Origin of the sequence: Helicobacter sp. L8 (assembly GCF_003660355.1) — a bacterium.
Taxonomy (GTDB): Bacteria; Campylobacterota; Campylobacteria; order Campylobacterales; family Helicobacteraceae; genus Helicobacter; species Helicobacter labacensis.
In genome coordinates this window covers 1-22297 of record NZ_QXQR01000012.1, presented here as the reverse complement: position 1 = coordinate 22297, position 22297 = coordinate 1, and the positions used below count along the sequence as shown (strand labels likewise).

The window sequence follows — 22297 nt, the reverse complement described above, 5'->3', positions numbered from 1 at the left end:
AAACTATGGTGCTATAATCCACGCATTTTTACACTAAAGGAGTATTTATGGCGCTATACGATCGCAACACCTCTAACACGCAGTTTAACCCCGGCCTAGAAGCCTCCGCCCAGCTCAATGACACCGCGCTTGTGAGTTTTGTCAAAACCACTTACAAATTCTTTGCAGCCAGCTTGTTGCTAGCTACCATTGGCGCGTTGGTGGGCTTTATGAACTTCCAAGTGGTGAATCAATACCGCTGGGCGTTTTTCATCGCCGAATTTGCTGCCCTCTTTGGCTTGATGTTCACTAGAAACATGCCCACGCTGAATTTGCTCATGCTCTTTGCCTTTACTTTCCTCTCGGGCATTACGCTAGTGCCCCTGCTAGGCTTTGTGATCGCTAGGACTGGGGCTGGCGCGATTTGGCAAGCCTTAGGCATGACAACCATCGTCTTTGGCGTGATGAGTGTGTATGCTATTAAAACCAAGAGCGATCTAGCCAACATGGGCAAGATGCTCTTCATCGCGCTGATTGTGGTGGTGGTGGCTTCTTTAATCAATCTCTTTTTAGGATCGCCCATGATGCAAGTGGCGATCGCTGGGGTGAGCGTGATTCTCTTTAGCCTATTCATCGCCTATGACACCCAAAACATCGTGCGTGGTCTTTATGCAACCCCCATTGAAGCCGCTGTCGCGCTTTACTTGGACTTCTTCAATGTCTTTGTTTCCTTGCTCCAAATCATAGGCATCATGGGGGGCAGAAACGACTAGGGGCATTGAACGGCTTTTAGACGCCAATCTCAACCGCTTTAAGGAGGGGGTGCGGGTGGTAGAAGACATCGCCCGCTACCTCTATAACCACCCTGCTTTAGCCCTGCAACTCAAAACCATCCGCCACAGTGCCACAGACATTTTTAGCCAACACCAAGGCGATGTGATCGCCCTGTATTCTCATAGGGATAGCGCGCACGATGTGTTGCAAACAAGCGATACCTTACCCACAAGCCCCCTAAACCTGCTAGACATGTTGCAAGCCAATTTCAAGCGCGCCCAAGAGAGCGCGCGGGTGTTAGAAGAGGGCTTTAAGGTGTTAGGGATCAAGCAAGCTGCCCTGGGCTTTAAAGCCCTGCGCTACGAACTCTATGGGCTAGAAAAACAAAGTGTTCTTATAGCCCAAACAAGCGCGCAAACGCAATGTAAACATCCACATCGCTAAAGCCATTGTCTAACATAAAATGCGTGGTGTCAGCGTGCATGTCCACACTCTGTTTAGAAAGGGGGTCTTGCACGCCTAGTTTGATAATATTGCGATCAAATTGGAATCTAAGCCCCATATTCAACAACGCGCTAAAGGTGTAGGCACGATCTAGGGGCGCGTTTTTGGTGCTCAAAAAGTAGTGATCCCCGGCTGCATACACCCCCGCATATATCCCCCAAAACAAGCCATTGCGCCCTTTTGGCACGACCAAATCCCAGATCACATCGCCCCCCAACGCCCATCTGAAACTCTGCAAGGATTTGAACACGGGGGATTGTTGTAATAGCGCGCTATGGACATAGCCATACCCCACACTCGCTTGTAGATCAACACCAAGGTGGTTGCTAAAGAAGTATTGGAATCCCGCGCCTACATTGGCGTTCCAGTTGATATTTTGGAAGGTTCCAAGACGCTTGATCACTTGGCTTAAGGGTGCCATGCTGGGCACAGCCCCGGGTGTGCGGATACTGCCTAGTGCGCTGATATCATTGCCAGCGGTGTTGATCTGGTTGGCTAGGTTATTGTAGGGGAAACCTAGCTTGGGGGGGGTGGGTAGGGGTGTGATGGTGGGGGCAGAAGGGGCGTGGAAATACTGGTTAGCTGTGGGGATACTTTGTTGGTAATTATTCTGTGCTATGCCCATCACCATGGAGAGATCGTTATAAGTGGCGACAAGACTATTAGCCGCACTAGAAGCCATACCAGGATACACGCCAGCGCTCAAGAGTCGATCGATTTCTCTAGATTCTTGGAAAAACCATGCGTAGTTTTTGACAATCTGTTCGATGGAGAAATTGAGGGTATTAGGGTCTATGGCACTAAAACAAGTGCTGATGCTAGTAGTGGTAGGAGAACAAGTTCCAGAAATACCCGCGTTATAAGCACCATAATACTGGTTGATGGAGATGATGGAATCTGTCTGTGGATTCTTAGCGATCCCTAGAATATCTTGCAAGATACTATCGGAGAGTTGGGCAATTTGTGCCATCCCTGCTGCCGGGCTAGAAGCCACCCCATTGCATGACGATCCCCCGATACACTCACCCATCGCAGAAGTGATCTTATCCCTAAGCGCGCTGAACTCTTGTTTTTTTTGTTGGTAGGCACTATAGGCACTATCATAAGCCTTTTGATCCGCGCTGTTTTTGGATTCGATGGCATTTTTCAAATCGTTAAAGGCTTTTTGGGCTTGGGTGAGTTTGTTGTCATAGTCATTGACTTCGTTAATGATGGAAGTTCCATAGCCTTGCAAGCTCCCAGGATATTTTGGTAGTTTTGCAAAATAGCTTGATCATGCGTAGCACTGGGGGAATTAGGATTGGCGTTGAGAATGCTTTTGAGTTGCCCAATTTCTGTTTGAATTTGCGCCTCTAGGTTTTTGATCAAGGATGCCTTAGCTCCCGAAATATCAAGGGGGGAGAGCTGTAAAATATCCTTGGTAGAGCCCACTTGTGCCGCGCTAGAATTGAGATTTTTGAGCGTGTTGACTAACTCTTTGAGGTGATCGTTGAGATTGCTTTGTAAAGAAGCGGTGTTAATGGGTTTGGGGGGTGGGGCGGCATTGGGACCATAGGCAGAAACCCCCGTGCTTTGCGCCCCCACACTGCCCTCTATAAAAAAGCCATCACGCACATCTCCCCCATACCCTAATAAGGAACTCAAGGACACACAGATAGAAACCACGCCCCCTTTTAAGAATCTAAACGCGATCACCAGACACCTCTCTTCAATGTAATCGCCCCCCAAAGCCCACTGATTCTAGCAAATTATCCCATAAATTAGACAAATACACCACCAAAAAGTCTTGCTATAATGAGGTTTTTAGGATTTTTGGTTTTTTATTTATTAAAATATTAAGTTTTTTTAGATAGAGTGCGTCTACCTGATTTAACTCAGGAAATTTTTGGTTAAAGGAGACGCAATGTCAGGACATGAAGAATGTTGCCATGAGCACGAAGGGCACGCAGAGCACGGGGTGCACCATCACCACCATCACCACCATCACTACCATGTGGCACGCACCACCATCACCACCATCACCATGGCGGAGAACACCATCATCACCATGAGCAACATGGAGATCACTGCGCTAGCTAGTTGCCACACGCCCCCTCTTGTGGGGCTTTTTAGCCCGTTTATACAGCGTTTATACAGCGTTTACATCCCACACCCACTAATCAAGAAACACAAAAGCCCTAAAATCCTCCCCATTTTTAGCCATGCCATTTAATCACTCTCGTCCTTGTCTTGGCAATAACCTTTCTCATAGCAACGATCCTCCAAATCATCCAATACATTGTTATTAATTTTATCCATAAAAATGCGCTTGCCATCTCTTTTTTGCTCATAAAAAGGATCGAGCCCAACATCATCGTCCCAACGGCTGTATGTTTGCAACACATAGTGCTTATACCCCTTAAGTGGCTTAAAGATTAAAGTTTTACTCTCAATATGCTCACTACCGCATTCAACATAACGATCATCAAAGCGTAAAATAATGGCATCCTTTTTAAACTCCACATGGACTTGTAATTGAGCGGATCTAGGAAATAGATATAAACAAAAACCCTTAAACACAAAAGAGCCCTTTTTGGAAGTCTTAGTCAGCTTAAAGCACATGGCACGCATCAGGGCGTATTTGTAATATCGCGACCCTTCATCACCTTCTAAGTCCTCCAAGCTGACAGCCCCAAAAAGGCGCGCCACAAAGCCACAATACAGCGCACCATTTACATAAGCCTTATGCACATCTAAGACATAAGCGGCTTGCTTTGGTTGGTTAGGATCGATGAGATAATTTTGATCTAGACGGATTTTTGGGTTGATAGGCATTTTTATAAACGCCTGCGCCTGCGCTCTTAGGGCAGTGGCTTGATCAAAGTTGCACCCCAAGCCCCACACCCCACTAACCAAAAAACACAAAAGCCCTAAAGTGCGCATTATTCTAAACATAAGCACTCCTCATAGAAAATACCAAGAGTCCTAGTATTTTAGCATCTACAAGGGCAATCGTATTTTATTTCTCCCTCTCTTCCCACCCCTCGCTTGCTTCAAAGTCAAAGAGGACCTTTTGTAACTCTGTTTCCTTGCAATGCTTGGATTTGTAGCATTGCTCTCTTAGCTTATGGAGCAACGCATCGTTGATGCTAGATAAGAAAATACTTTGCTTGTCTCTAGCTTGGCTGTAATAGATATTTTTGCCCGGCTGGATTCTAAACGCTTCTCCTGTGTCCAGATCCTCCCCCTCAATGCCACCATACTCTTCATAAAGATACGCGTCTAACAAAAACCCTTTAGGATTTGGCTTAAACACATAGGATTGATGGATGGTGTCCGGATAGCCATCTGCAAACGCAACATCCTGCCACACTTCTAGGCTAAAGCTATGCTTTTTAAAAACCACGCTGGCGCTCAACCTCAACAGTTGCGCGTTATTGAACGCATCGTGGCGCAAGCAAAAGCTTTTTTGTTGGCGCTTTAAAATCCCCATACAAACGAATGTGGGAACATTTTTGCCTGAAATTCTAAAATCCCTAGTGGTCATGTTTGCTGTTACAAGATCCACATAAAACACAGCCACGCGCAGAGGTTTGTTATTGACTTGCCCAGTAAAGATCGTTGTCAAAAAACGCTTATACCCACTCCCATAGCGATCCACAAGAGGGTCTAAAACATGCATGTCATCTATCATTGTCTGCACGCCCGCGTCTAAATCCTTGACACCGTTCCTACAGACCTATAAAATCCTATAAAACTTTGTAAAATCCTACAAAGCTAGGATTTCTGCTGTATTCTTGTTTCATCCATGCCCGCCTCACACCTTTGGTTTTGCTGTGTCAAGCTTTCCGCATGTCCGCAAGCGTTAATTCGGCAGGAACTCTGCCTACTAAAGGCAGTGCCTATTTTAGCAAAAATTGGAGCTTTTGTGGCAAAAACAATCATACAAAAAATTTATATAATTTTATAGAATTTTATAGAATTTATGTTACTGCTTTGAACTCCCACCAAAGCACACGCCCATAAGCACTAACAAAGCCCCTAAAAACAGCTTAATCTGTTGCACCAATCACCTCCACGCCTCTAAACTTTCTAGATCACTCTTTACTTGTTAAATGCTTGATCAGAAGCTTTTTCAGTTTCTGCCTCCAAAGGCTTACAACGCTTGGATTTATAACAGCGAGTCTGAAACTTCTCTAACAAGGTAGGGGTGATTTGCTTTGCTAGAAATAGCCCCCCATCTCTTTGGCGGCTGTAATAGAGATTAGAACCTGCTTTTTTGATGGTAACAGGCTTGATTTTAGCCATGTCCTTAAGAAAGCTGGCATCCACACATTGAGAAATCCCATCAGCGTTTGTCTCATACACTTCATCGTAGCGGTATTGCTCTAAAAAGAAACGCCCCTTTTGCATTGAGAATACAAAACGCTTATAGGCTACATTGGGGAAAAGCCCCCGCTCCATGTCTTTTGCCCAGCAGTCTTGTTGGCGCAGGGTAAAAATAAGGTGTTGGTTTTTAAAAGACACTTGCGCGCTGGAGGACACAAAACCAGCGGGCTCCTCATCTTCAATTTGCACACAAGAACCCTGATGCCACACCAAATCCTTGAGCACGCTAAAACACACGGTTCTAATCCCATTGCTAGCCTCTTCAGCAATAGCTGATCCCCACATCACAAACACACGCATGCTTGGCTTTTTTATCTCAAATATTTGGGTATTGTAGTTATGCCACCACCCACGAACATCCCCCCCAGAGTCCGCCTCAAAGAGCGGAGAACCACACCAACAATAGGTTGGATCGAAATCAAACCCCTCCCTACACCTGCAATCTTTGCGCCGCTTCATATCCAAGACATGCAGAAAATCCTGTGTCTGTTGCTCAAGCGCGCGCTCAAATAGAGCCATATTTGAGCCATAGCAAAGACCCACCCACACGCACAGAAACGCAAGAAACTTTGCCATTTAATCACTCCTGCTTTTATCTGTCTTGACAATACCCCTTATTTTGGCAACGATCTAGCAAGTTTTCTATGATATTGCGATCCATTGCATTCATAAAAATTTGTTTGCCATCTCTTTTTTGGCGATAAATGGGATCCATAGGGTAATCTTCCTTTGTGTCAAGTTGCCCATTAATGGCTTTTAGGAGGTAGCGACCTCCATGTGGCTTAAAACTCAAAGTGCTTCTATAGGTGGATATACTGCGCTCACATTCATAGTTATCCTCTCTGATATGCAAGAGAAAGGCATCCTTTTTAAACTCCATGTTGATTTCAGATAGGGGAGACTCTGGATTTAACAACAAGCAAGAGCCATCATACCACTTAGCTCCCCTGCTAAATCCAAAACACATAAAACTTAAGCTCGGATCATCGTCTGTGCTATACTCCGGTCTATAACCACGCACCACAGCCCCGCAATAAGTGATCCCACCCACCACGGCTTTATTATTCTCAAGCACATATTGCACATGCTCTGCATCACCCTTAAGTTTGCCCGCAAAATTGCTTGCTTGGTTAAGCACATAGTCCGAGTGGTAATGTGGATTGGGATCACAACTCACCCCCCACGCCACATTAGCTAGAAAGCACAAAAGCCCTAAAAATAATGTGATTTGTCCCATTTGCCACCCCAACCCCCCCTATTTACTTTAATTTCTACAAATGCGCAACGATCACTTCTCCAAACTCTGAGCTAGACACCTCGCTAGCCCCCTCCATCAAGCGCGCAAAATCGTAAGTTACTTTTTTGCTCTCAATCGCCTTTTGCATGCCTTTGACAACCAAATCCGCTGCTTCTACCCAGCCCATGTGGCGCAACATCATCTCTGCGCTGAGGATAATAGAACCCGGATTGACCTTATTTTGCCCTGCGTATTTGGGGGCTGTGCCGTGCGTGGCTTCAAAGAGCGCGACACTATCATTCATATTTGCCCCCGGAGCAATCCCAATCCCCCCCACCATTGCGGCTAGCGCGTCTGAGATATAGTCCCCATTGAGATTCATCGTGGCAATCACATCGTATTCAGCCGGGCGCAACAAGATTTGTTGCAAGAAGGCATCGGCGATCATATCTTTAATGACGATCTCTTTGCCTGTTTTGGGGTTTTTAAGGGTGCACCATGGACCCCCATCTAGCAGTTTTGCCCCAAATTCCCTTTGGGCTAAAGCATAGCCCCACTTCATAAACGCCCCCTCGGTGTATTTCATAATATTGCCCTTATGCACAAAGGTAAGGCTAGCGCGATCGTTGTCAATGGTGTATTCAAGTGCCTTGCGCACAAGCCTTTCAGTCCCCTCTAGGCTAATGGGCTTGATCCCCACACTGCTAGTATTGGGGAAGCGAATTTTTGTCACCTTGAGCTCGTCTTGTAAAAACTTGATGAGCTTTTTAGCCTCTTGGCTATCTTGGTTAAATTCGATCCCAGCATAGATGTCCTCGCTATTTTCACGAAAGATCACCATATCCACTTTTTCAGGGTGTTTCACCGGGCTAGGGCTTGAATACCAACGCACGGGGCGCAAGCACACATAGAGATCCATTTTTTGGCGCAGGGCGACATTGAGCGATCTAAAGCCCTCGCCCACAGGGGTGGTTAGAGGTCCCTTGATAGAAACCTTAAAATGGTTAATTGCCTCAATGGTGTCGGGTAGTAGCCATTGTTCTTCTAAGCTCAAGCCCTCTTTGTCTTTGAATTTGTTGTAGCATTTTTCGCCCACAAAGACTTCATACCACGCGATTTTTTTGGCACCCTTATAGGCTTTTTGCACAGCCGCATCGACCACTTTGCACATCACCGGGGTAATATCCACCCCGATCCCATCGCCCTCAATGAAGGGAATAATGGGATTGCTTGGGACATGCAACTTGCCATTTTCATAGCTGATGGCTTGCCCCTCTTTGGGGGGGGTTAAATACTTGGGGTTGTAAGACATGAACTACTCCTATAAAATTAAGATGGGGCATTTTAGCATAAGGGGTTTAAAATTTTTAGTTAGGCTAACAGAAACAAAGGAGAATTATGGCGCAATCTGAAATCGTTTTGGATTTGGAAGATTTGATGTCTAAGGGTTTTAAAAAAGCCCAAGCGATCATGGCTAAAGCCCCAGTTACGCATTACAATCTCAATGTGTTAGTGGCTGGGGGCACGGGGGTGGGGAAAAGCACGCTTATTAACGCGGTCTTTGGGGAGCAAGTCGCCCCCACAGGACAAGGAGAGCCAGTAACCCAAGAGATCCAACGCTATATTAAAGAGGATTTGAGTATTTATGACACTAAGGGACTTGAGATGAAGGACTTTGAGCGCACCAAAGCCCAGATTCAAGATTTCTTAGACACCAAGAGGGGGGCGGTGCTTGAGGAGCAAATCCACATCGCTTGGCTGTGTATTCAAGAATCAGGACGGCGCGTGCAAGAGGGGGAGCTAGAACTTCATAGCATGCTTAAAATTTGTGCGATCCCTACTATCGTGGTGATCACCAAAGCCCAACAAGATAAGGACGATAAGGGCGAAAAATTTTCTGAGATCGTGCGTGCCAAATTTCAAGTAGATGAGGCGCATTTTGAGCGTGTCAGGGCTCTAGAGATTGAAGATGATGAAGGAGATATTAAAAAGATTAGGGGGATTAAAGAACTCATTGACAAATCACGCGATCTATTAGATGAGGCGCAAAAACTCGCCCTAGAGAGAAAACAACAATACGATTTGCAGATGCAGGCTCAAGCTAAAGAGGCGTTGCGCCAAAAACGCCAAGAGGAAGCCCACAACGCTATTTTGGGCTACACCAGCGCAGCAGCAGCCATTGGGGCGACTCCTATCCCTTTTTCGGACTTTGCCCTGCTCTTACCCACCCAAATTGCGATGATCATTCATATCAGCAAGATTTATGATCTAGAGGTTTCTGAGGAAAATGCCAAAACTTTAGTGGGCACTTTTGCTAGCGTGCTAGGCACGGGTTTAGTGGCGCGTGCGTGTGCGGGGAGCTTGTTAAAATTGATCCCGGGGGTGGGCAGTTTGGCAGGGGGAGCGATCAACGCCGCCTTAGCAGGCTCAGTAACCGGATTAATGGGTAAGGCTTATGTCGCCTATTTAGACGATAATTTTGAAGACCTGAATCGAGCCCTCAAAACCTTGTGCGCTGAGGTGTTTCAAAAATACCTAGAGATCACTAAGGGACTCAAATAGAACCTTGCTTTAATCTTTGGGCGGGTATAATCTAAAACGCACTGATGAAAGGAACACATGTCTATTACACTCATTGATCATACCACCCAACAACGCTATGAATTTGAAACCATCCAAGCCACGCGTGGGGCTGATGGTATAGATTTTTCCAAACTCTACGAACGCACGGGGTTTCTCTCCTATGATCCGGGTTATGCCTCCACTGCCGGGTGCAAATCTACAATTAGTTATATTGACGGACAAAAGGGGGAGCTTTACTACAAAGGTTACCCCCTAGAGGAATTAGTCGCCAAATACCGCTATAGCGATGTGTGTAAGCTTTTGCTGACAGATTCGCTTCCCAAAGATGCCGATGAATCTTTAGAGTTTGAGTTAGAGTTGCGCCATAGGAGTTTTATCCACGAAACTTTGCGCAATATGTTCCACGCTTTCCCCACCAACGCCCACCCAATGGCAAAGCTCAGTAGCGGGGTTTCTATTCTGTCTACTTTCTACTCCGATCATGGGGCTATGAAGAATGAAGAGGACTACCAGACGATGGCTAGGCGCATTGTGGCTAAAATGCCTACCTTAGCCGCTATTTGCTACCGCAATGAGATTGGCGCGCCCTTGATTTACCCTGATATGGCTAGGAGTTACATTGAAAATATCTTGTTTATGTTGCGCGCCTACCCGCATGGTCGACTTAAGCACAGTTTGCACGGTCAAGTGGAAATCACCCCCCTAGAAGTAGAAGCCTTTGATAAGATTTTGACCTTGCATGCCGATCATGGGCAAAACGCCTCAGCCACCACCGTGCGCAATGTCGCTTCTACAGGTGTGCACCCTTATGCAGCCATTAGCGCGGGGATTAGCGCGCTATGGGGGCATTTACATGGGGGGGCGAATGAAAAAGTTTTGATTCAGCTAGAAGAAATTGGGGATGTTAAGAATGTAGACAAATACATCGCCCGCGTGAAAGATAAAAACGACCCTTTTAAACTCATGGGCTTTGGGCATCGCGTCTATAAGAGTTACGATCCGCGCGCGCGTATTCTTAAAAAGCTCAAGGACGATTTGCAAGCAAAGGGCATTAAGATGGACCCCCATCTAGATGAGATCGCCGCCAAAGTAGAGGAGGTGGCGCTCAAAGATGAATATTTTGTGGCGCGCAATCTCTACCCCAATGTAGATTTTTACTCCGGCACGATTTTGCGCGCCTTGAAGATCCCCGTGCGTTTCTTCACTCCGGTATTTGTCATCGGGCGCACGGTGGGCTGGTGCGCGCAACTCTTAGAACATGTGAAAAACACCCAAGCTAGGATCGCACGCCCACGACAGGTTTATGTGGGCAAATAGGGGATTGTTATATGGGGTTGATCTTAGAGCTTGACACGCTTTAGCATCAAACCCTTGCCTCTTTGGGGGGTGTTATTACTCTATAGTCTTGTCTCTTTGCTTGTCTTCCATGCCCCCTTGTGGCGCTATATTCTAGAGCATGAGGGGGGGTGGGGGCTTGTGTGGAGTGTGGCTTTAGCCTATGTTTGTACTACGAACATGTTGCTGGTGTTGCTCTCTTTGTTGGGGAGTTTTTGCATGCAAGCTGTGATGGCGTTGTTGACTTTGGGCAATGCCATCGCTTTTTATTACATTGACACTTACCATGTATTTTTGACTAAGAGCATGATGGGCAATGTCTTGCACACTAACACTAGCGAAATGAGCGCGCTCATCGGGGGGCATTTGTGGCTTTTTGTGGTGCTAGGGCTTATTTTAGCTGGGCTATTTTTCATCTTGCCTGTGGCTAAGACTAGGAGGCGGGCTAAACTGGGCATTTTTTTAGGTTCTGCCTTAGTGTTTTTGCTTTGGAGTTTCACCCACACCAAGCAATGGTTATTTATAGATCACCACGCTAGATACATTGGCGGGCTAGCCCTGCCCTATAGCTACAGCGTAAACGCCTTTAGGGTGTTGTTAGCCTCATGGCATCAAAGCCCCCCCAAAGCATTTAACAATCTCTTTTTTAAAGCCCATAATACGGTCGTGGTGTTAGCCATTGGGGAGAGTGCTAGGCGGGCTAATTATGGCATTTATGGTTATGCTAGGGCTACCACACCCAAATTACAAGCCCGTTTAAACAAGCAAGAAATTTTAGCCCTCAAGGCTACTTCTTGTGCCACCTATACCACTGCCGCTCTTTCTTGCATGCTCACTTGCAAACAGGGTTATGAAAATCTCCCCTCTTTCTTGCACAGACAGGGCATAAAAGTGGTGTGGCTTAGTCTTAATGACGGGCAACCTCCCATGCGTGTAGATTGGCATCCTAGCGAGTATACATGGCAGCATTGGTTGCAAGCTAAGGGGGTAAATCAGCTTGGTTTTGACATGGCTTTAGCGCATGCCCTGCCCTTTGTGGTGCAACAATACGCTAAGGACAATCTCTTAGTGATCCTGCACCTCAAGGGTTCACACGGACCCCTATATGTGGACAAAGTGCCCCAAGATTTTGCCCCCTTTAAGCCCCTTTGCACCCATAGCGAGCCTAGTGCCTGCAGTGTGGAGAGTTTGGTGAATGCCTATGATAACACCATTGTCTATAACGACATGGTGCTAGATAATATCATTGACACATTGCAACACACCCAAAACCCCGCGCTATTGCTCTACATGAGCGACCATGGCGAGAGTTTGGGCGAACATGGGCTATATTTGCATGGCACACCCTATTTGATCGCCCCAGATGTGCAAAAGCAAGTCCCCTTCATTGTCTATGCTAACCCGGCATTCAAAGCCACCCACCGCTTCAAACCCCTCTTGCAAAACTACGATCAACGCGTGATCTTTTCTAGCATTCTGGGGGCGTTTGGGGTGGTAGGGACTAGTAATGCCTACAACCCCCACTGGGATATTTTCCAATGAAAACTTTCAAAGCCCTTTATGCGCAAAGTTTCCCTAGATGCCTCCCCCTTAAGACTCTTATGCTTTTCATCGCGCTTTTCTTAGTCGGGGCGATCATCCCCTTTCCTAAGATCGCCAAACAACCCCAAGTCCCTTTAGTGTTTAACGCTACTGAACATTATGCCCGTTTTGTGCCCACCATCGCCTCTTTTGCCCTACCTTTGATCAAGCGCGATCCTATCGGCTTGATCCAAATTATCCATGTGAGTATCGCTACAACCATCGCCACGCACGCGCTCAAATGGGGGCTAAATAATGTGGTGCTTTTTGGTAGGCGTTTGGGTGAGCGCCCCAATGGGAGCAACAAGAACATGCCCAGCGGACATTCTTCTATGATCGCCTGTGCTTTGGGCTTTCTGGTGCGCCGTTATGGCTGGGTGTGGCTGATCTTCTTGCCCCTAGCCTTTTTGACAATGGGCGCGCGTATCTATTATAACGCGCACACTATGGGCGCGCTCATTGCCGGGTTTAGTGTGGGCATGCTGTGCGCGCTGTGTTTGGCTAGCCATCTTAAGACTTAGGCTTGTGGTAAATTTCTGGGTGCGTGCTTTTAAAACGCCGATGAAACCATAGCCAGCTTTCCGGGTGGGCTTTGATGATCTCTTCGCTCAAGCTAGCCTGCTCTTGGGTGGCTTGTAAAATATCGCTTTGTGCGTCCTTAGTGTTTTGGGCGCGAATGGGGGGGTAGTAGGTGGCAGTGTAGTGGCTATAATCCTCATTGAAGTCCACGATCACGGGCAAAATGGCGATGTTATAGCGGCGCGATAAAATGGAGGCGATCGTGGTGTGTGTAGCCCTGTGCCCCAAAAACTCCACCTCAACTCCCTCTTTGGGCGAGATATTTTGATCCACCAAAATCCCCACTAGCCCCTTGCCCCGGTTGTAAATTTTCAAGAGTTCTTTAAACGCCCCCATTTTGTCAATAAAGCGCACCCCAAAGGCTTCGCGCCTTTTGATGAGCATGGCGTTTACAGGGGCGAATTTAGTGAGTCGCCCCAAAGACCCCCTTTCTTGATCGCTATGGTATTGGGCTAAAGAAGTCCCAATGGCTTCCCAATACCCAAAGTGCATCCCCATTACTACCGCTTGCCCATCTTTTTCCAACACTTCTAGCACATGGTGGCGATCCACCAATGTAAAACACGCATCATACTCTGCTTTAGGCAGAAACACCACCCGCATACTCTCTAGCACGATGAAAGCCAAATTGTCATACCCGCGCCTGATGATCGCCTCTTTGCGCGCGCGATCCATCTCTGGGAAGACAAAATCCAAATTCGCCCGTGCGTCCCAATAGCGCCGCCGATCCAATTTAGACATCACAAAGCCCAACGCGCGCACACATGCCACAAAACCCCCATGGGGCATTTTAGCCAAGCCCCACCCTAGCGCGTTAGCACTCCACTCTAACAATTTGGCACAAAACACCCCCCACTCTCTACGCACACTCATTTAGCCTCTTTTAACACTTGCAAAATGGCTTGCGCCACTTGTTTAGGGGGGATTTTTTGGATAGAAAAATCCTCTTTGGAATAATTAGCCCCCACACCGCCCCCTAAAGCGGCATGGGCGCGCCCCTCTAGGGCAAAACGCCTCTTGGGGGTATTGCCATACAGGGTTACAGAGGGCACTTTAAGCGCCCAAGCTAAATGCACGATCCCCGTATCCCCCCCCACGACCACGCTCACAAGCGAGATCAAACGCTTCACTTCTGCTAAATCCAGGGAGGGCAATAAGATGGCGGGCACATAAGCTAGGAGTTGCTCATAGAGTTCTGTAGCGCGATCCAAATGCGCATGCCACAAGAGCGCGATAGCTACCCCGCTGTGTTGGAGCAACGCCCCCACCTGCGCGAAACTCTGCCATGGATACATCTTATTGGGCATGGAAGCTTCTAGCACAAAGAGGACATGGGGGCGTGTGGGAGGCAAGAGCACCTCTAACTTAGGACAAGCAGGCAGATAAAAGGCGCGTTGGCGCGATTCTAGCACCCCCTCCAAGGCACATGGGCTAAGTATATTAAACCCACGCTCTAGCACGGCTTGGTTGCGCTTGAGAATATGCGCGCTGTAGGGTATGGACACCTTGTGGGTGTAAAATAGGCTAGCTAGGCGTCTCTAATAGAGAAGAGATCAAAGCCCACAAAAGCTTTTTTAGACAAAAACGCCCCAAATAGGGCGGATTTTAACAAACCCTGCATGTCAATGAGGACATCAAAGCTTGGCACAGAGTCTTGCAAATCGCGATAGAAACGCCAAATTTTAACCGGATTTTTGGAGCGCAAAATCTGTTTGTAGGGGATAATATGGAGGGTGTCGATGCAGGGGGAGTGCTCTAAAATGGGGGAAAATAGGGTATCTACAAACCAATGGATTTGGGCTTGGGGGTAGTGCTCTTTGAGAAAGGGCAAAAAGACCGCGCTTACAATGATGTCCCCCATAGCCGAAAAGCGGATAATAGCGACATTCATAAAAATTCAATGTCCAAGGCGATCGGGGTGTTCAACTTGGGGATCATCTCTTGGCATAAATAGAGTTCTTTGGCACTTTTAATAAGGAGGGTTTTACCTTTGAGGGTGTAGACAATGTCTTTAGGCACGCGTGTGGTGCAGAGCGCTTCGGCTAGCCCTAAAATGAAACTTAGCCATTGCAAGGTGAGGATAGGGGGCATGATCGTGCTAATGTGGGCGATATTGCTGTCTTTGGGGATTTTTTTCTGGCTAAATTGCACCAGCAAGCAGATAATAGCGCGATCTTGGTGGGAAAACCCATAGCTCAACGCGTTGAGAGCCAAATACGCCGCGTGCTTGTGCGCGCCATAGAAATTGAGCACCTTGCCAATTCCAGAGAGTTGTCCGGCGATTTTGAGGTGGTAGAGATATTCTGTAGAGATACGATGCAAGGGGGATAGCACCTCAAAGAGTTTAACACACACCCGCTTGACTTCTTGGCTGTGCTGGGCGTGGGGCAAAAAGCGATCCAATAAGGAGAGAATAGAGGGGTTGATCCCCTTAGGGAAGCTGTGTTTGTGGTTTCTTAGCATGTCGCTCAAAAACACCCCCTCACGCACCCCCACCCCGCTTGCTACAATTTTCTGCGGGTTAAGGCGTTTTAACAACGCCCAAAGAATCAACGCCCCACCCCGGATACTATCTTGGCGATCAGCGCTCACACCCAACACCTCTAGGCGCGCTTGCGAGCTTTGTGCGATGTCGTAGATGAAATCTATATGATCTCCTACCCCCATCTCATAGCCATGCACCACCTCAATGGGATAGTTATTGCGTTGTATGGCTAGCTTGGCAATGGCGCGAATCGTCCCTCCCACCCCAAAGACTTGCACGCTTTGGTAATGCGCGGGGATTTTGACCAATTCTTTGGCGATGAAATCTAGCGCGCTTTGCAAGGGGGCATCTTTGTCAAAAAAGAGTTCTTTAAGGCGGATTGTGCCCAAGTCTAAAGAGAGCAAATCGGCGATCTTGCCCTCTTTAATCAGGGCGCATTCCGTGCTCCCCCCCCCAATATCAATGGTGATGCCCTCCCTATGGTGTAATAAATTCGCGCACGCCACGCCCCCATAAAAGGCTTCTTTGATCCCATCAATGACGCGCACGCGCAACCCGCATTCTTTGCGCACTAGCGCGACAAATTCTTGGGCGTTGGGCGCATCGCGCACCGCGCTTGTAGCCACGCAGAGCAATTTCTTACTCTTGTATTTTTGCGCGATCTCTTTAAATTCACTAAGCGCTTTGATCGCGCGCTTGATAGGGGCTTTTTGCAAAATGCCTCCGTGCTCGTAAGTCCCTTGAGAAATGCGCACCTTGGATTTGAGTTCGTAAAGCAAATAAAACCCAAACTGGCTTGTTTTTTTGAAGATCGCCATGCGCATGGAATTAGAACCTATGTCAATGACGGCGGTAATTTTTGCCATTAGCGATCATAGCCTTGCAGGATCTGGTATTTATCTTGGAGCTCTTCTGGGCTTTCGGTGTTATTGGGGTCTAGCACAATGGCATCCACAGGGCACACACTCACACAGCTAGGCTCATCGCTATAGCCCACACATTCGGTGCAACGATCGGGATCGATGCTATAGATGGGATCGTTTTCATCAATGGCTTCTGTAGGGCACTCTTCACGGCATGCATCACAGGCAATACACTCTTGGCTGACTAAAAGAGACACGCTAATTTTCCTTTATTTGAGATGTAAGGGGTTCATCATAGCAAAGCAAACTTAAAAACAAGACCACAAAAACAACTTGACAAAGTTTGTAAAATTTGTGTATAATGATTTCTTTCTTATTCCAGATTAGCTCAGCGGTAGAGTAGGCGGCTGTTAACCGCTTGGTCGTAGGTTCGAATCCTACATCTGGAGCCAGTTTCACATTTGCTTATTTTTTGTTTTTTTGTGGCGCGGTTTACTTCAATAATGCGCTTTTAGCCGATCTAGGGTTGTGCGGATTGGTAAGCGTTGGGGTGGAACACTCTTAGCTTACCTATTCGTATAAAAAAATGCAGCAAGGAGTTTTTATGGCCTTTGGGATTAAAGCAAAAAGTTTAGCACTCTCGGCACTAATGGCGATGGGTGTTGCGCAGGTGGCACAAGCAGAGAAGAATGGGTTTTTCATCGGACTAGGCTACCAACAAGGTAAGGGCGGGCAGGGAGGCTATAAATCCGCCCTCACAAGTGGTTTCCCCCTTTATGGTATGGATGTGGAATTAGGGGGCGTGGGCTTTGTTAACAAATGGTTTGGCGGGCAGGTTTATGGCTTCTTTGATTGGAACAATAGCCATATCATGGGACCCACTGCTCGCGACAAGTGGAATGTCTACACCTATGGCGGGGCGGCAGACGCGATCGTGAATGTGATCGCCACCGATCCCTTCGCCTTTGGTTTGGTAGGGGGTATTCAGTTGGCGGGTAACACTTGGAATTTTAATACTTTCCAGCACACCGCCTTCCAATTCCTCTTTAATGTGGGCGGTCGAATCCGCATTATGGAGCACTCTGCGATCCAAGCTGGAATCAAGTTCCCCATGATCCCTCAAAAACTCGCTCCCGGGTTCACAGATATGAGACGCTATGTGTGGTATGTCAACTATGTCCACACCTTCTAGGTAAGACTTGAAAGGGGTTTAAAGCCCCTACCACTTCCAACCCCCGCCTAGTTTCACCGCTAGGTAGTTGGGGGGTTTTGACCCCCATTGAAAGCACTAACTTATAGCCCTGATCGCACAGAACTATCCAAATGATCCCCTGCCTGCCATCTAGCTATTTTGCCCAGCATTAAAGTTTTATTAGAAGTGAGATCAAATCCCAAGCTAAGCTCAACCATTTCCAGTGATAACCCAAGCCCATGCGCGCTTGCGGGTTAACACGCAGATCATAGCCATCGCCATAACGGATTTTGGGTGCGTTGGGGTATTTGCCCACAAAGCCCACGCTAAAGCCCTTGATTTGGTTGTAACGCGGATCTAAGAGCGCGCTAGCCCCTGCAAAGCCACTTGCAAAAATCCCCACCCCAGCAGTGCCAATACCCCCCTGATCTTAGTTTTAAGGTGGATCTGCACCACTAAGCCGTTTGTTGGTGTTGTATTGGGCTTGGTGTGGGTGTGTAACCAATAGGCTGTCTTGGGCGTTTTGGTTATTCTCCTCTAGCTCGGTCGTGGTGTTATAGGTCTTGATGGAGGAGCTTATCGCTAAGATTGATGATCAACCTCCTCTGTGTGGAGGGCATTCATCAAGGCATTAGGCAAGGCTTTGGAGCAGTGCTTCAAACGCCCCTTGAAAAGCTTTAAGCCCCTGATCTAAAAGAGGGGAGTTTTTTAAATTTAGCCCTAAGTCTTGCAGAATGGTTTTAGTGTGTTTGGAGGGAGTGAAGGGGGTGCTGGGGTGTTTATGATAGGCTTCAAGCGCATCTAGGGGGGCGGTGATCACGCTGTGCTCTAGTTTGAGGGCTTGTAGGTAGTAGTCTTTGGGCAGATTGGGGTCTTTAACCCCTGTGCTGGCAAAGAGAGGATAAACATTATCGTAACTGCAAGCGCGCACCCACTCACGACATTTTAGGGCGTTAATAATACCCATTTGGTTGCGTAGATAGGCTTGTGTGCCTGCAGAAAGTCTTGACTCTTGCTGTAATAGCTGGTTTACTAAAGTGTCCACCCGCGAGACGAAAATACTCACCACGCCCATAGGCGCACTTTTAAGCGCGCTGACGCAACGATGAGCCTGATCGGGCTCAAAAACCAAGGTCGCGTTCAAGGGCATGTCTTTACTTTTGGCTAAATGCTCCATCACCTCTAAGCCTACCTGTGTAGCTGGAATTTTGATCATCACATTGGGCATGTTAATGCGATCAAACAAGGCGCGTGCCTCTGCTACACTTGCCCCCACATCCTCGGCTAAAAAAGGGTCGATCTCTAAACTAATGTAGCCTGTGGCTTTATTTTGTTCCCAAAGGGGCAATAAAAGCTGGGCGCACCTCTTAATGTCCGTGATCACCAAATGTTCGTAAATGTCCTTAACCCCCATTTTTGCGCCCTTGAGTTTGGCGATCTGCTCTGTATACGCCCCAGATTTGATCGCTTGGGCAAAAAGAGTAGGGTTAGAAGTCGCTCCTGCGATCTGTCCTTGATCTAAGAGTGTGCGGAACTCTCCCTCTAAAAAATCCCTTTCAATAAAATCGCACCACAGGTAAAAATCTTGCATGTTAATCCTTGTTGAAAAATTGGCGCACGATGGTGCGATCATCAAAGGGCAAATGCGCATCCCCTATAATCTGCACGCATTCATCTCCCTTACCCAAAATGAGCAACACCTCATCGCTTTGTAGCTCGCCTAGGGCTAATTCGATGGCTTTTTTGCGATCGGGTTGCACCACCACGCGCGCGCGCAATTCTGGGGCGACCCCTTTTAGAATATCCTCAATAATAGCTAGAGGCTCTTCAGTGCGTGGATTATCTGAGGTGATGTAAGTTTTAAGCGCATAAGTGCTAGCCACCTGCCCCATCAGCGCTCGTTTGCTTTTGTCTCTATCTCCTCCTGCGCCAAAGACTACCTTAATCTTTTGCGCCTTAAAGCTGTTGAAAATCTGCACAAATCCATCGGCAGTATGGGCAAAATCCACCACCACTAGGGGGTGTTGGTGCACCACCTCCATACGCCCCTCCACCCCGGGAAAATCAGAGAGTAGGGGGCAAAGACTCTCTAGGGGCTTTTGAGTAAGCATGCGCACGCACAGCAACGCCCCCAAGAGGTTATAAAGATTGTGCAAGCCCATAAGGGGGGCATGCACGATTCCCATCTCTACAGCACTATTAGGGTTGCGCCGTGATCTAGGATCGGCGCGAAATTCTATATGCGCGCTCAAATTAGGTTGCAAACTATAGGCATTCACGCTCAAATGGCTCTTACGCTCACAAGCATAGCCATGGGCATTTGTTGGGTCAAAGCGCACATGGGGGTCGTCTAAATTGATAATTTTCAAACTCTCATCGCTTAAAAACTGGTTTTTGATCGCGCGGTAGGTTTCTATATCTCCATGATAATCCAAGTGATCGCTGGTGATATTGGTATGCACTTTGGCAGCAAACTCCAAACCTAAAATGCGTTCTTGAGCGATCGCATGCGAGCTTACCTCCATAATAAAATAGCGCGCCCCCTCTGCGCTAGCGCGCTCAATATCGCTGTAAAGTTCTAATAAAGAGGGCGTGGTGAGTCCCTTGGGCCTAACCTGTGTGCCCTTAATAAAAAACCCCCTTGTGCCCAGCAGGGCGCAAGAATGCCCCAAAGCGTGGAGCGCATGGGTGATGAGCGCGGCGGTGGTGGTCTTGCCATTGGTGCCAGTGATGCCAATGAGGGGGATTTTCACATTAAAATAACGCCCCAATTCTTGTGCCTCCAAACAGGGCGTATTGAGGGGGATAAAGCGCGCATTAGTGGGGGTTTTGACTAACAAAGTCCCGGGTTGTATCTCTCGCGTGTCATCGCTTAGGGCTTCAAAGATCTGATCATTAAAATCCACGCGCTTAGGAACAACCATGCTTGCCCTCTCTTTGTGCCTTTTCTAAACGCAATGCCTTTTGTAACAACGCCATCACGCGCGGGTCATACCAAAGCAATTCGCGCATGTTTTCAATGTAAGCGATGGACATGTCATAAAATTGGTGATCGACCAAGTTTTCTAAAAACTCGTAAAAGTCCTCTTTGCGCTCAAAGATGACTTTGGTGCTAAACATCAAATTCTCAAAGACTTCTTTAAAATCCTTGCCCGCGCACATCGCCTTGAAATCGGCGTATAAAATCCCATCCAAACTCTCGGCTTTGAGCTGGTTTTCATGCCCAAAGGCTTGCGCCATCTTGCTCAAACTCTCATCAAAGGAGTTAATGAGTTCTAAAATTTGCCCCTGAATGCTGGCTTTGTAGCGCCTAGGCTGGGAGTGTAAGAGGTTTTGGTAAAGCTCATAAAAACTATGCGCCTCTTTGGGGAAGTCTAGGGCGATGTCGCTAAGCAGCAAGCCAATTTTGGCATGCGCATCTAAGGGGTCTAAAAAGAGGGCTTGGGAGCACAAAAACAAGGCTCTAAAATACTGCTTTTGCAAAAAGGCTTTATAGCCCTGCGTGAGCAAGGATCGCTTTTTAGGGTCGTTATTCAAGGGTTACCTTAAGAGAAAAGTTCTTGATACTGCTCTTTGGACACATGCACCACCTGCATATCCGGGTGAATCTCCTCTTGCAAACAGCGTTCAATCCCAAATTTGAGCGTGTTAGAGCTAGCCGCACAGCCCTTACACGCCCCCACTAAGGACACATACACCTTAGCGTCCTTGATCCCAAGTAAGACCACATCGCCCCCATCTCTTAAGAGCATTGGGCGCACTTTTTCTAAGGCTTTTTCTACGGGTTTTTGCAATTCTTGATCGCTAAAGATCATGGTTACTCCTTAAAGACTTTGCATTATAGCCATTTTTCACGCGTTTAAGCTAGCCCATGCTAGAATAAATCGCAAATGTAAGGTTAATTATGGCGTTGCTAGGGCAACATTTTTTGCACGATGCCTATTATTTAGATCAGATCTTACAATCCATCCCCTGTGAGCACTTTAGCAATGGAGTGCAGATGGTAGAGATAGGGGTTGGCTTGGGAGATCTCAGTGCTAGGCTTTTAGATAGGCTGGGCTCTAAGACTTTGATCGCCTATGAGGTGGATAAGGCGTTAGCCATAGGGCTAAAAAATAGGCTCACCCCTGCATCTTGGGGGCGTTTGGCGTTGGTGGTGGGCGATGTGATGGAACGCAAAGGGGTTGGAAATGGCACATACGATGTCTTGGCACACACGGGGCTTAGATTGCCCCGTATGGGCTTTTTGTGCGACAAACCCTATTTTTTGGTTTCTAACTTGCCCTACTACATCGCCACGCCCATCATCGCCCACGCGCTCAAAGATAGTCTTTGTGTGGGGTTGGTGGTGATGACTCAACTAGAAGTGGGTTTGAAATTTTGCGCCCATGTGGGGAGCGGGGATTATGGCGCGCTCAGCGTGCTAGCCACGCTTACATGCGCTAGGCGCGCGCTGTGTTTTGAAGTGCCCAAAGAGGCGTTTAATCCGCCCCCCAAAGTGCGCTCCAGTGTGATCGCCTTGATCAAACACCCCTTGCAATCTAGCCCCCCCTCTTTAGATGTTGCAGACTTAGAAAAGTTGCTCAAATGCGCTTTTAAAGCCAACCGCAAGACTTTAAGCAATAATCTAAAAGGACTTTGCGCGCCCAGCTGGCTACAAGAGTTTCTAACTAAGCGTGGGTTCAAACCCCAAGCGCGCCCGCATGAATTGAGCCCCACAGCCTACCTGGACCTAGCGTGCGATCTTGCCCAACAATCTAATTTAGGAGAATACTATGGATCAACCCATTGACGATCAAAACCAACCCACCCCCCCC

Annotated in this window: 26 protein-coding genes and 1 tRNA gene; 10 read left to right on the top strand and 17 right to left on the bottom strand. The window is 47.6% G+C overall.

Annotation, left to right across the window (positions count from 1 at the left end):
* Positions 1–47 precede the first annotated feature (47 nt).
* Positions 48–752, top strand: coding sequence for a Bax inhibitor-1/YccA family protein (locus EAO37_RS06470; protein WP_120952529.1), 705 nt, complete (start codon positions 48–50; stop codon positions 750–752).
* 4 nt (positions 753–756) lie between these two features.
* Positions 757–1197: a thiamine-phosphate pyrophosphorylase gene (locus EAO37_RS06465; protein WP_120946149.1), complete on the top strand. Its 441-nt coding sequence runs from the start codon at positions 757–759 to the stop codon at positions 1195–1197.
* Here the strand turns inward: EAO37_RS06465 and EAO37_RS06460 are convergent.
* Together EAO37_RS06460 and EAO37_RS06455 are read right to left on the bottom strand one after the other, a co-directional pair.
* The gene (locus EAO37_RS06460; RefSeq protein WP_162982984.1) at positions 1148–2491 is read right to left on the bottom strand and encodes an outer membrane beta-barrel protein; all 1344 of its coding nucleotides are present in this window, start codon (positions 2489–2491) and stop codon (positions 1148–1150) included. The two genes, EAO37_RS06465 and EAO37_RS06460, sit on opposite strands and share 50 nt — an antisense overlap.
* Complete coding sequence (locus EAO37_RS06455; RefSeq protein WP_162982254.1) at positions 2404–2952, bottom strand: hypothetical protein; 549 nt, start codon at positions 2950–2952, stop codon at positions 2404–2406. Before EAO37_RS06455 ends, EAO37_RS06460 begins: the two co-directional genes overlap by 88 nt.
* 208 nt (positions 2953–3160) lie before the next feature.
* Here EAO37_RS06455 and EAO37_RS09410 point away from each other — a divergent pair, with 208 nt between their 5' ends.
* The gene (locus EAO37_RS09410; RefSeq protein WP_205589757.1) at positions 3161–3469 is read left to right on the top strand and encodes a hypothetical protein; all 309 of its coding nucleotides are present in this window, start codon (positions 3161–3163) and stop codon (positions 3467–3469) included.
* Here the strand turns inward: EAO37_RS09410 and EAO37_RS06445 are convergent.
* The 5 genes from EAO37_RS06445 to icd form a co-directional block, all read right to left on the bottom strand.
* Complete coding sequence (locus EAO37_RS06445) at positions 3466–4191, bottom strand: hypothetical protein (protein WP_120952523.1); 726 nt, start codon at positions 4189–4191, stop codon at positions 3466–3468. The two genes, EAO37_RS09410 and EAO37_RS06445, sit on opposite strands and share 4 nt — an antisense overlap.
* 64 nt (positions 4192–4255) lie before the next feature.
* A complete protein-coding gene (locus EAO37_RS06440) occupies positions 4256–4939 on the bottom strand; it encodes a hypothetical protein (protein ID WP_162982983.1) in 684 nt (227 codons plus the stop codon).
* A 401-nt stretch (positions 4940–5340) separates the two neighbouring features.
* Entirely contained in the window at positions 5341–6201 is an 861-nt protein-coding gene (locus EAO37_RS06435) for a hypothetical protein (protein WP_120952517.1), read from the bottom strand.
* A 16-nt stretch (positions 6202–6217) separates the two neighbouring features.
* Entirely contained in the window at positions 6218–6862 is a 645-nt protein-coding gene (locus tag EAO37_RS06430; protein ID WP_120944860.1) for a hypothetical protein, read from the bottom strand.
* A gap of 34 nt (positions 6863–6896) precedes the next feature.
* On the bottom strand, positions 6897–8174 hold the full coding sequence (gene icd, locus EAO37_RS06425; RefSeq protein ID WP_120952514.1) for an isocitrate dehydrogenase (NADP(+)): 1278 nt from the start codon (positions 8172–8174) through the stop codon (positions 6897–6899).
* 86 nt (positions 8175–8260) lie between these two features.
* Between icd and EAO37_RS06420 the strand changes: the two genes are divergently transcribed.
* Genes EAO37_RS06420 through lpxE form a run of 4 tightly spaced genes read left to right on the top strand, consistent with a single transcriptional unit; the run spans position 8261 to position 12882 of the window.
* Positions 8261–9424: a DUF697 domain-containing protein gene (locus EAO37_RS06420; protein ID WP_120952511.1), complete on the top strand. Its 1164-nt coding sequence runs from the start codon at positions 8261–8263 to the stop codon at positions 9422–9424.
* A 57-nt stretch (positions 9425–9481) separates the two neighbouring features.
* A complete protein-coding gene (locus tag EAO37_RS06415) occupies positions 9482–10762 on the top strand; it encodes a citrate synthase (protein ID WP_120944819.1) in 1281 nt (426 codons plus the stop codon).
* Between the two features lie 30 nt (positions 10763–10792).
* Entirely contained in the window at positions 10793–12322 is a 1530-nt protein-coding gene (locus tag EAO37_RS06410) for a sulfatase-like hydrolase/transferase (RefSeq protein WP_120944821.1), read from the top strand.
* Positions 12319–12882, top strand: coding sequence for a lipid A 1-phosphatase LpxE (lpxE, locus tag EAO37_RS06405; protein ID WP_120952508.1), 564 nt, complete (start codon positions 12319–12321; stop codon positions 12880–12882). Before EAO37_RS06410 ends, lpxE begins: the two co-directional genes overlap by 4 nt.
* On the opposite strand, the gene EAO37_RS06400 is transcribed toward lpxE, so the two are convergent.
* Genes EAO37_RS06400 through EAO37_RS06385 form a run of 5 tightly spaced genes read right to left on the bottom strand, consistent with a single transcriptional unit; the run spans position 12872 to position 16545 of the window.
* Entirely contained in the window at positions 12872–13813 is a 942-nt protein-coding gene (locus tag EAO37_RS06400; RefSeq protein WP_120944825.1) for a lipid A biosynthesis lauroyl acyltransferase, read from the bottom strand. The two genes, lpxE and EAO37_RS06400, sit on opposite strands and share 11 nt — an antisense overlap.
* Positions 13810–14445: a glycosyltransferase family 9 protein gene (locus EAO37_RS09655; RefSeq protein ID WP_235853014.1), complete on the bottom strand. Its 636-nt coding sequence runs from the start codon at positions 14443–14445 to the stop codon at positions 13810–13812. Before EAO37_RS09655 ends, EAO37_RS06400 begins: the two co-directional genes overlap by 4 nt.
* A 23-nt stretch (positions 14446–14468) precedes the next feature.
* On the bottom strand, positions 14469–14831 hold the full coding sequence (locus EAO37_RS09650; RefSeq protein ID WP_235853015.1) for a glycosyltransferase 9 family protein: 363 nt from the start codon (positions 14829–14831) through the stop codon (positions 14469–14471).
* The gene (locus tag EAO37_RS06390) at positions 14828–16291 is read right to left on the bottom strand and encodes a Ppx/GppA phosphatase family protein (protein WP_120944827.1); all 1464 of its coding nucleotides are present in this window, start codon (positions 16289–16291) and stop codon (positions 14828–14830) included. Before EAO37_RS06390 ends, EAO37_RS09650 begins: the two co-directional genes overlap by 4 nt.
* A complete protein-coding gene (locus EAO37_RS06385) occupies positions 16291–16545 on the bottom strand; it encodes a YfhL family 4Fe-4S dicluster ferredoxin (RefSeq protein WP_120944829.1) in 255 nt (84 codons plus the stop codon). Before EAO37_RS06385 ends, EAO37_RS06390 begins: the two co-directional genes overlap by 1 nt.
* Before the next feature lie 120 nt (positions 16546–16665).
* Between EAO37_RS06385 and EAO37_RS06380 the strand changes: the two genes are divergently transcribed.
* A tRNA-Asn gene (locus EAO37_RS06380) sits at positions 16666–16740 on the top strand.
* Between the two features lie 197 nt (positions 16741–16937).
* Positions 16938–17480 (top strand): outer membrane beta-barrel protein, encoded by a 543-nt coding sequence (locus EAO37_RS06375; protein WP_235853016.1) that lies wholly within the window; start codon positions 16938–16940, stop codon positions 17478–17480.
* Between the two features lie 169 nt (positions 17481–17649).
* Here EAO37_RS06375 and EAO37_RS06370 read toward each other — a convergent pair whose 3' ends face one another.
* The 5 genes from EAO37_RS06370 to EAO37_RS06350 all read right to left on the bottom strand — a co-directional run bounded on the left by EAO37_RS06370 (position 17650) and on the right by EAO37_RS06350 (position 21295).
* Positions 17650–17883 carry a hypothetical protein gene (locus EAO37_RS06370; protein WP_120944833.1) on the bottom strand — a complete coding sequence of 78 codons (234 nt, stop codon included), beginning with the start codon at positions 17881–17883 and terminating at the stop codon, positions 17650–17652.
* A gap of 228 nt (positions 17884–18111) precedes the next feature.
* On the bottom strand, positions 18112–19071 hold the full coding sequence (gene tal / locus EAO37_RS06365) for a transaldolase (RefSeq protein ID WP_120944835.1): 960 nt from the start codon (positions 19069–19071) through the stop codon (positions 18112–18114).
* A gap of 1 nt (position 19072) precedes the next feature.
* Positions 19073–20404 carry a UDP-N-acetylmuramoyl-L-alanyl-D-glutamate--2,6-diaminopimelate ligase gene (locus EAO37_RS06360; RefSeq protein ID WP_120952505.1) on the bottom strand — a complete coding sequence of 444 codons (1332 nt, stop codon included), beginning with the start codon at positions 20402–20404 and terminating at the stop codon, positions 19073–19075.
* Entirely contained in the window at positions 20391–21017 is a 627-nt protein-coding gene (locus EAO37_RS06355; RefSeq protein ID WP_120952502.1) for a histidine kinase, read from the bottom strand. Before EAO37_RS06355 ends, EAO37_RS06360 begins: the two co-directional genes overlap by 14 nt.
* 8 nt (positions 21018–21025) lie before the next feature.
* Positions 21026–21295, bottom strand: a complete 270-nt coding sequence (locus tag EAO37_RS06350) for a NifU family protein (protein WP_120944841.1) — start codon at positions 21293–21295, stop codon at positions 21026–21028.
* Between the two features lie 89 nt (positions 21296–21384).
* Between EAO37_RS06350 and rsmA the strand changes: the two genes are divergently transcribed.
* Positions 21385–22272, top strand: a complete 888-nt coding sequence (gene rsmA, locus EAO37_RS06345; protein ID WP_120952500.1) for a 16S rRNA (adenine(1518)-N(6)/adenine(1519)-N(6))-dimethyltransferase RsmA — start codon at positions 21385–21387, stop codon at positions 22270–22272.
* Positions 22273–22297 lie beyond the last annotated feature (25 nt).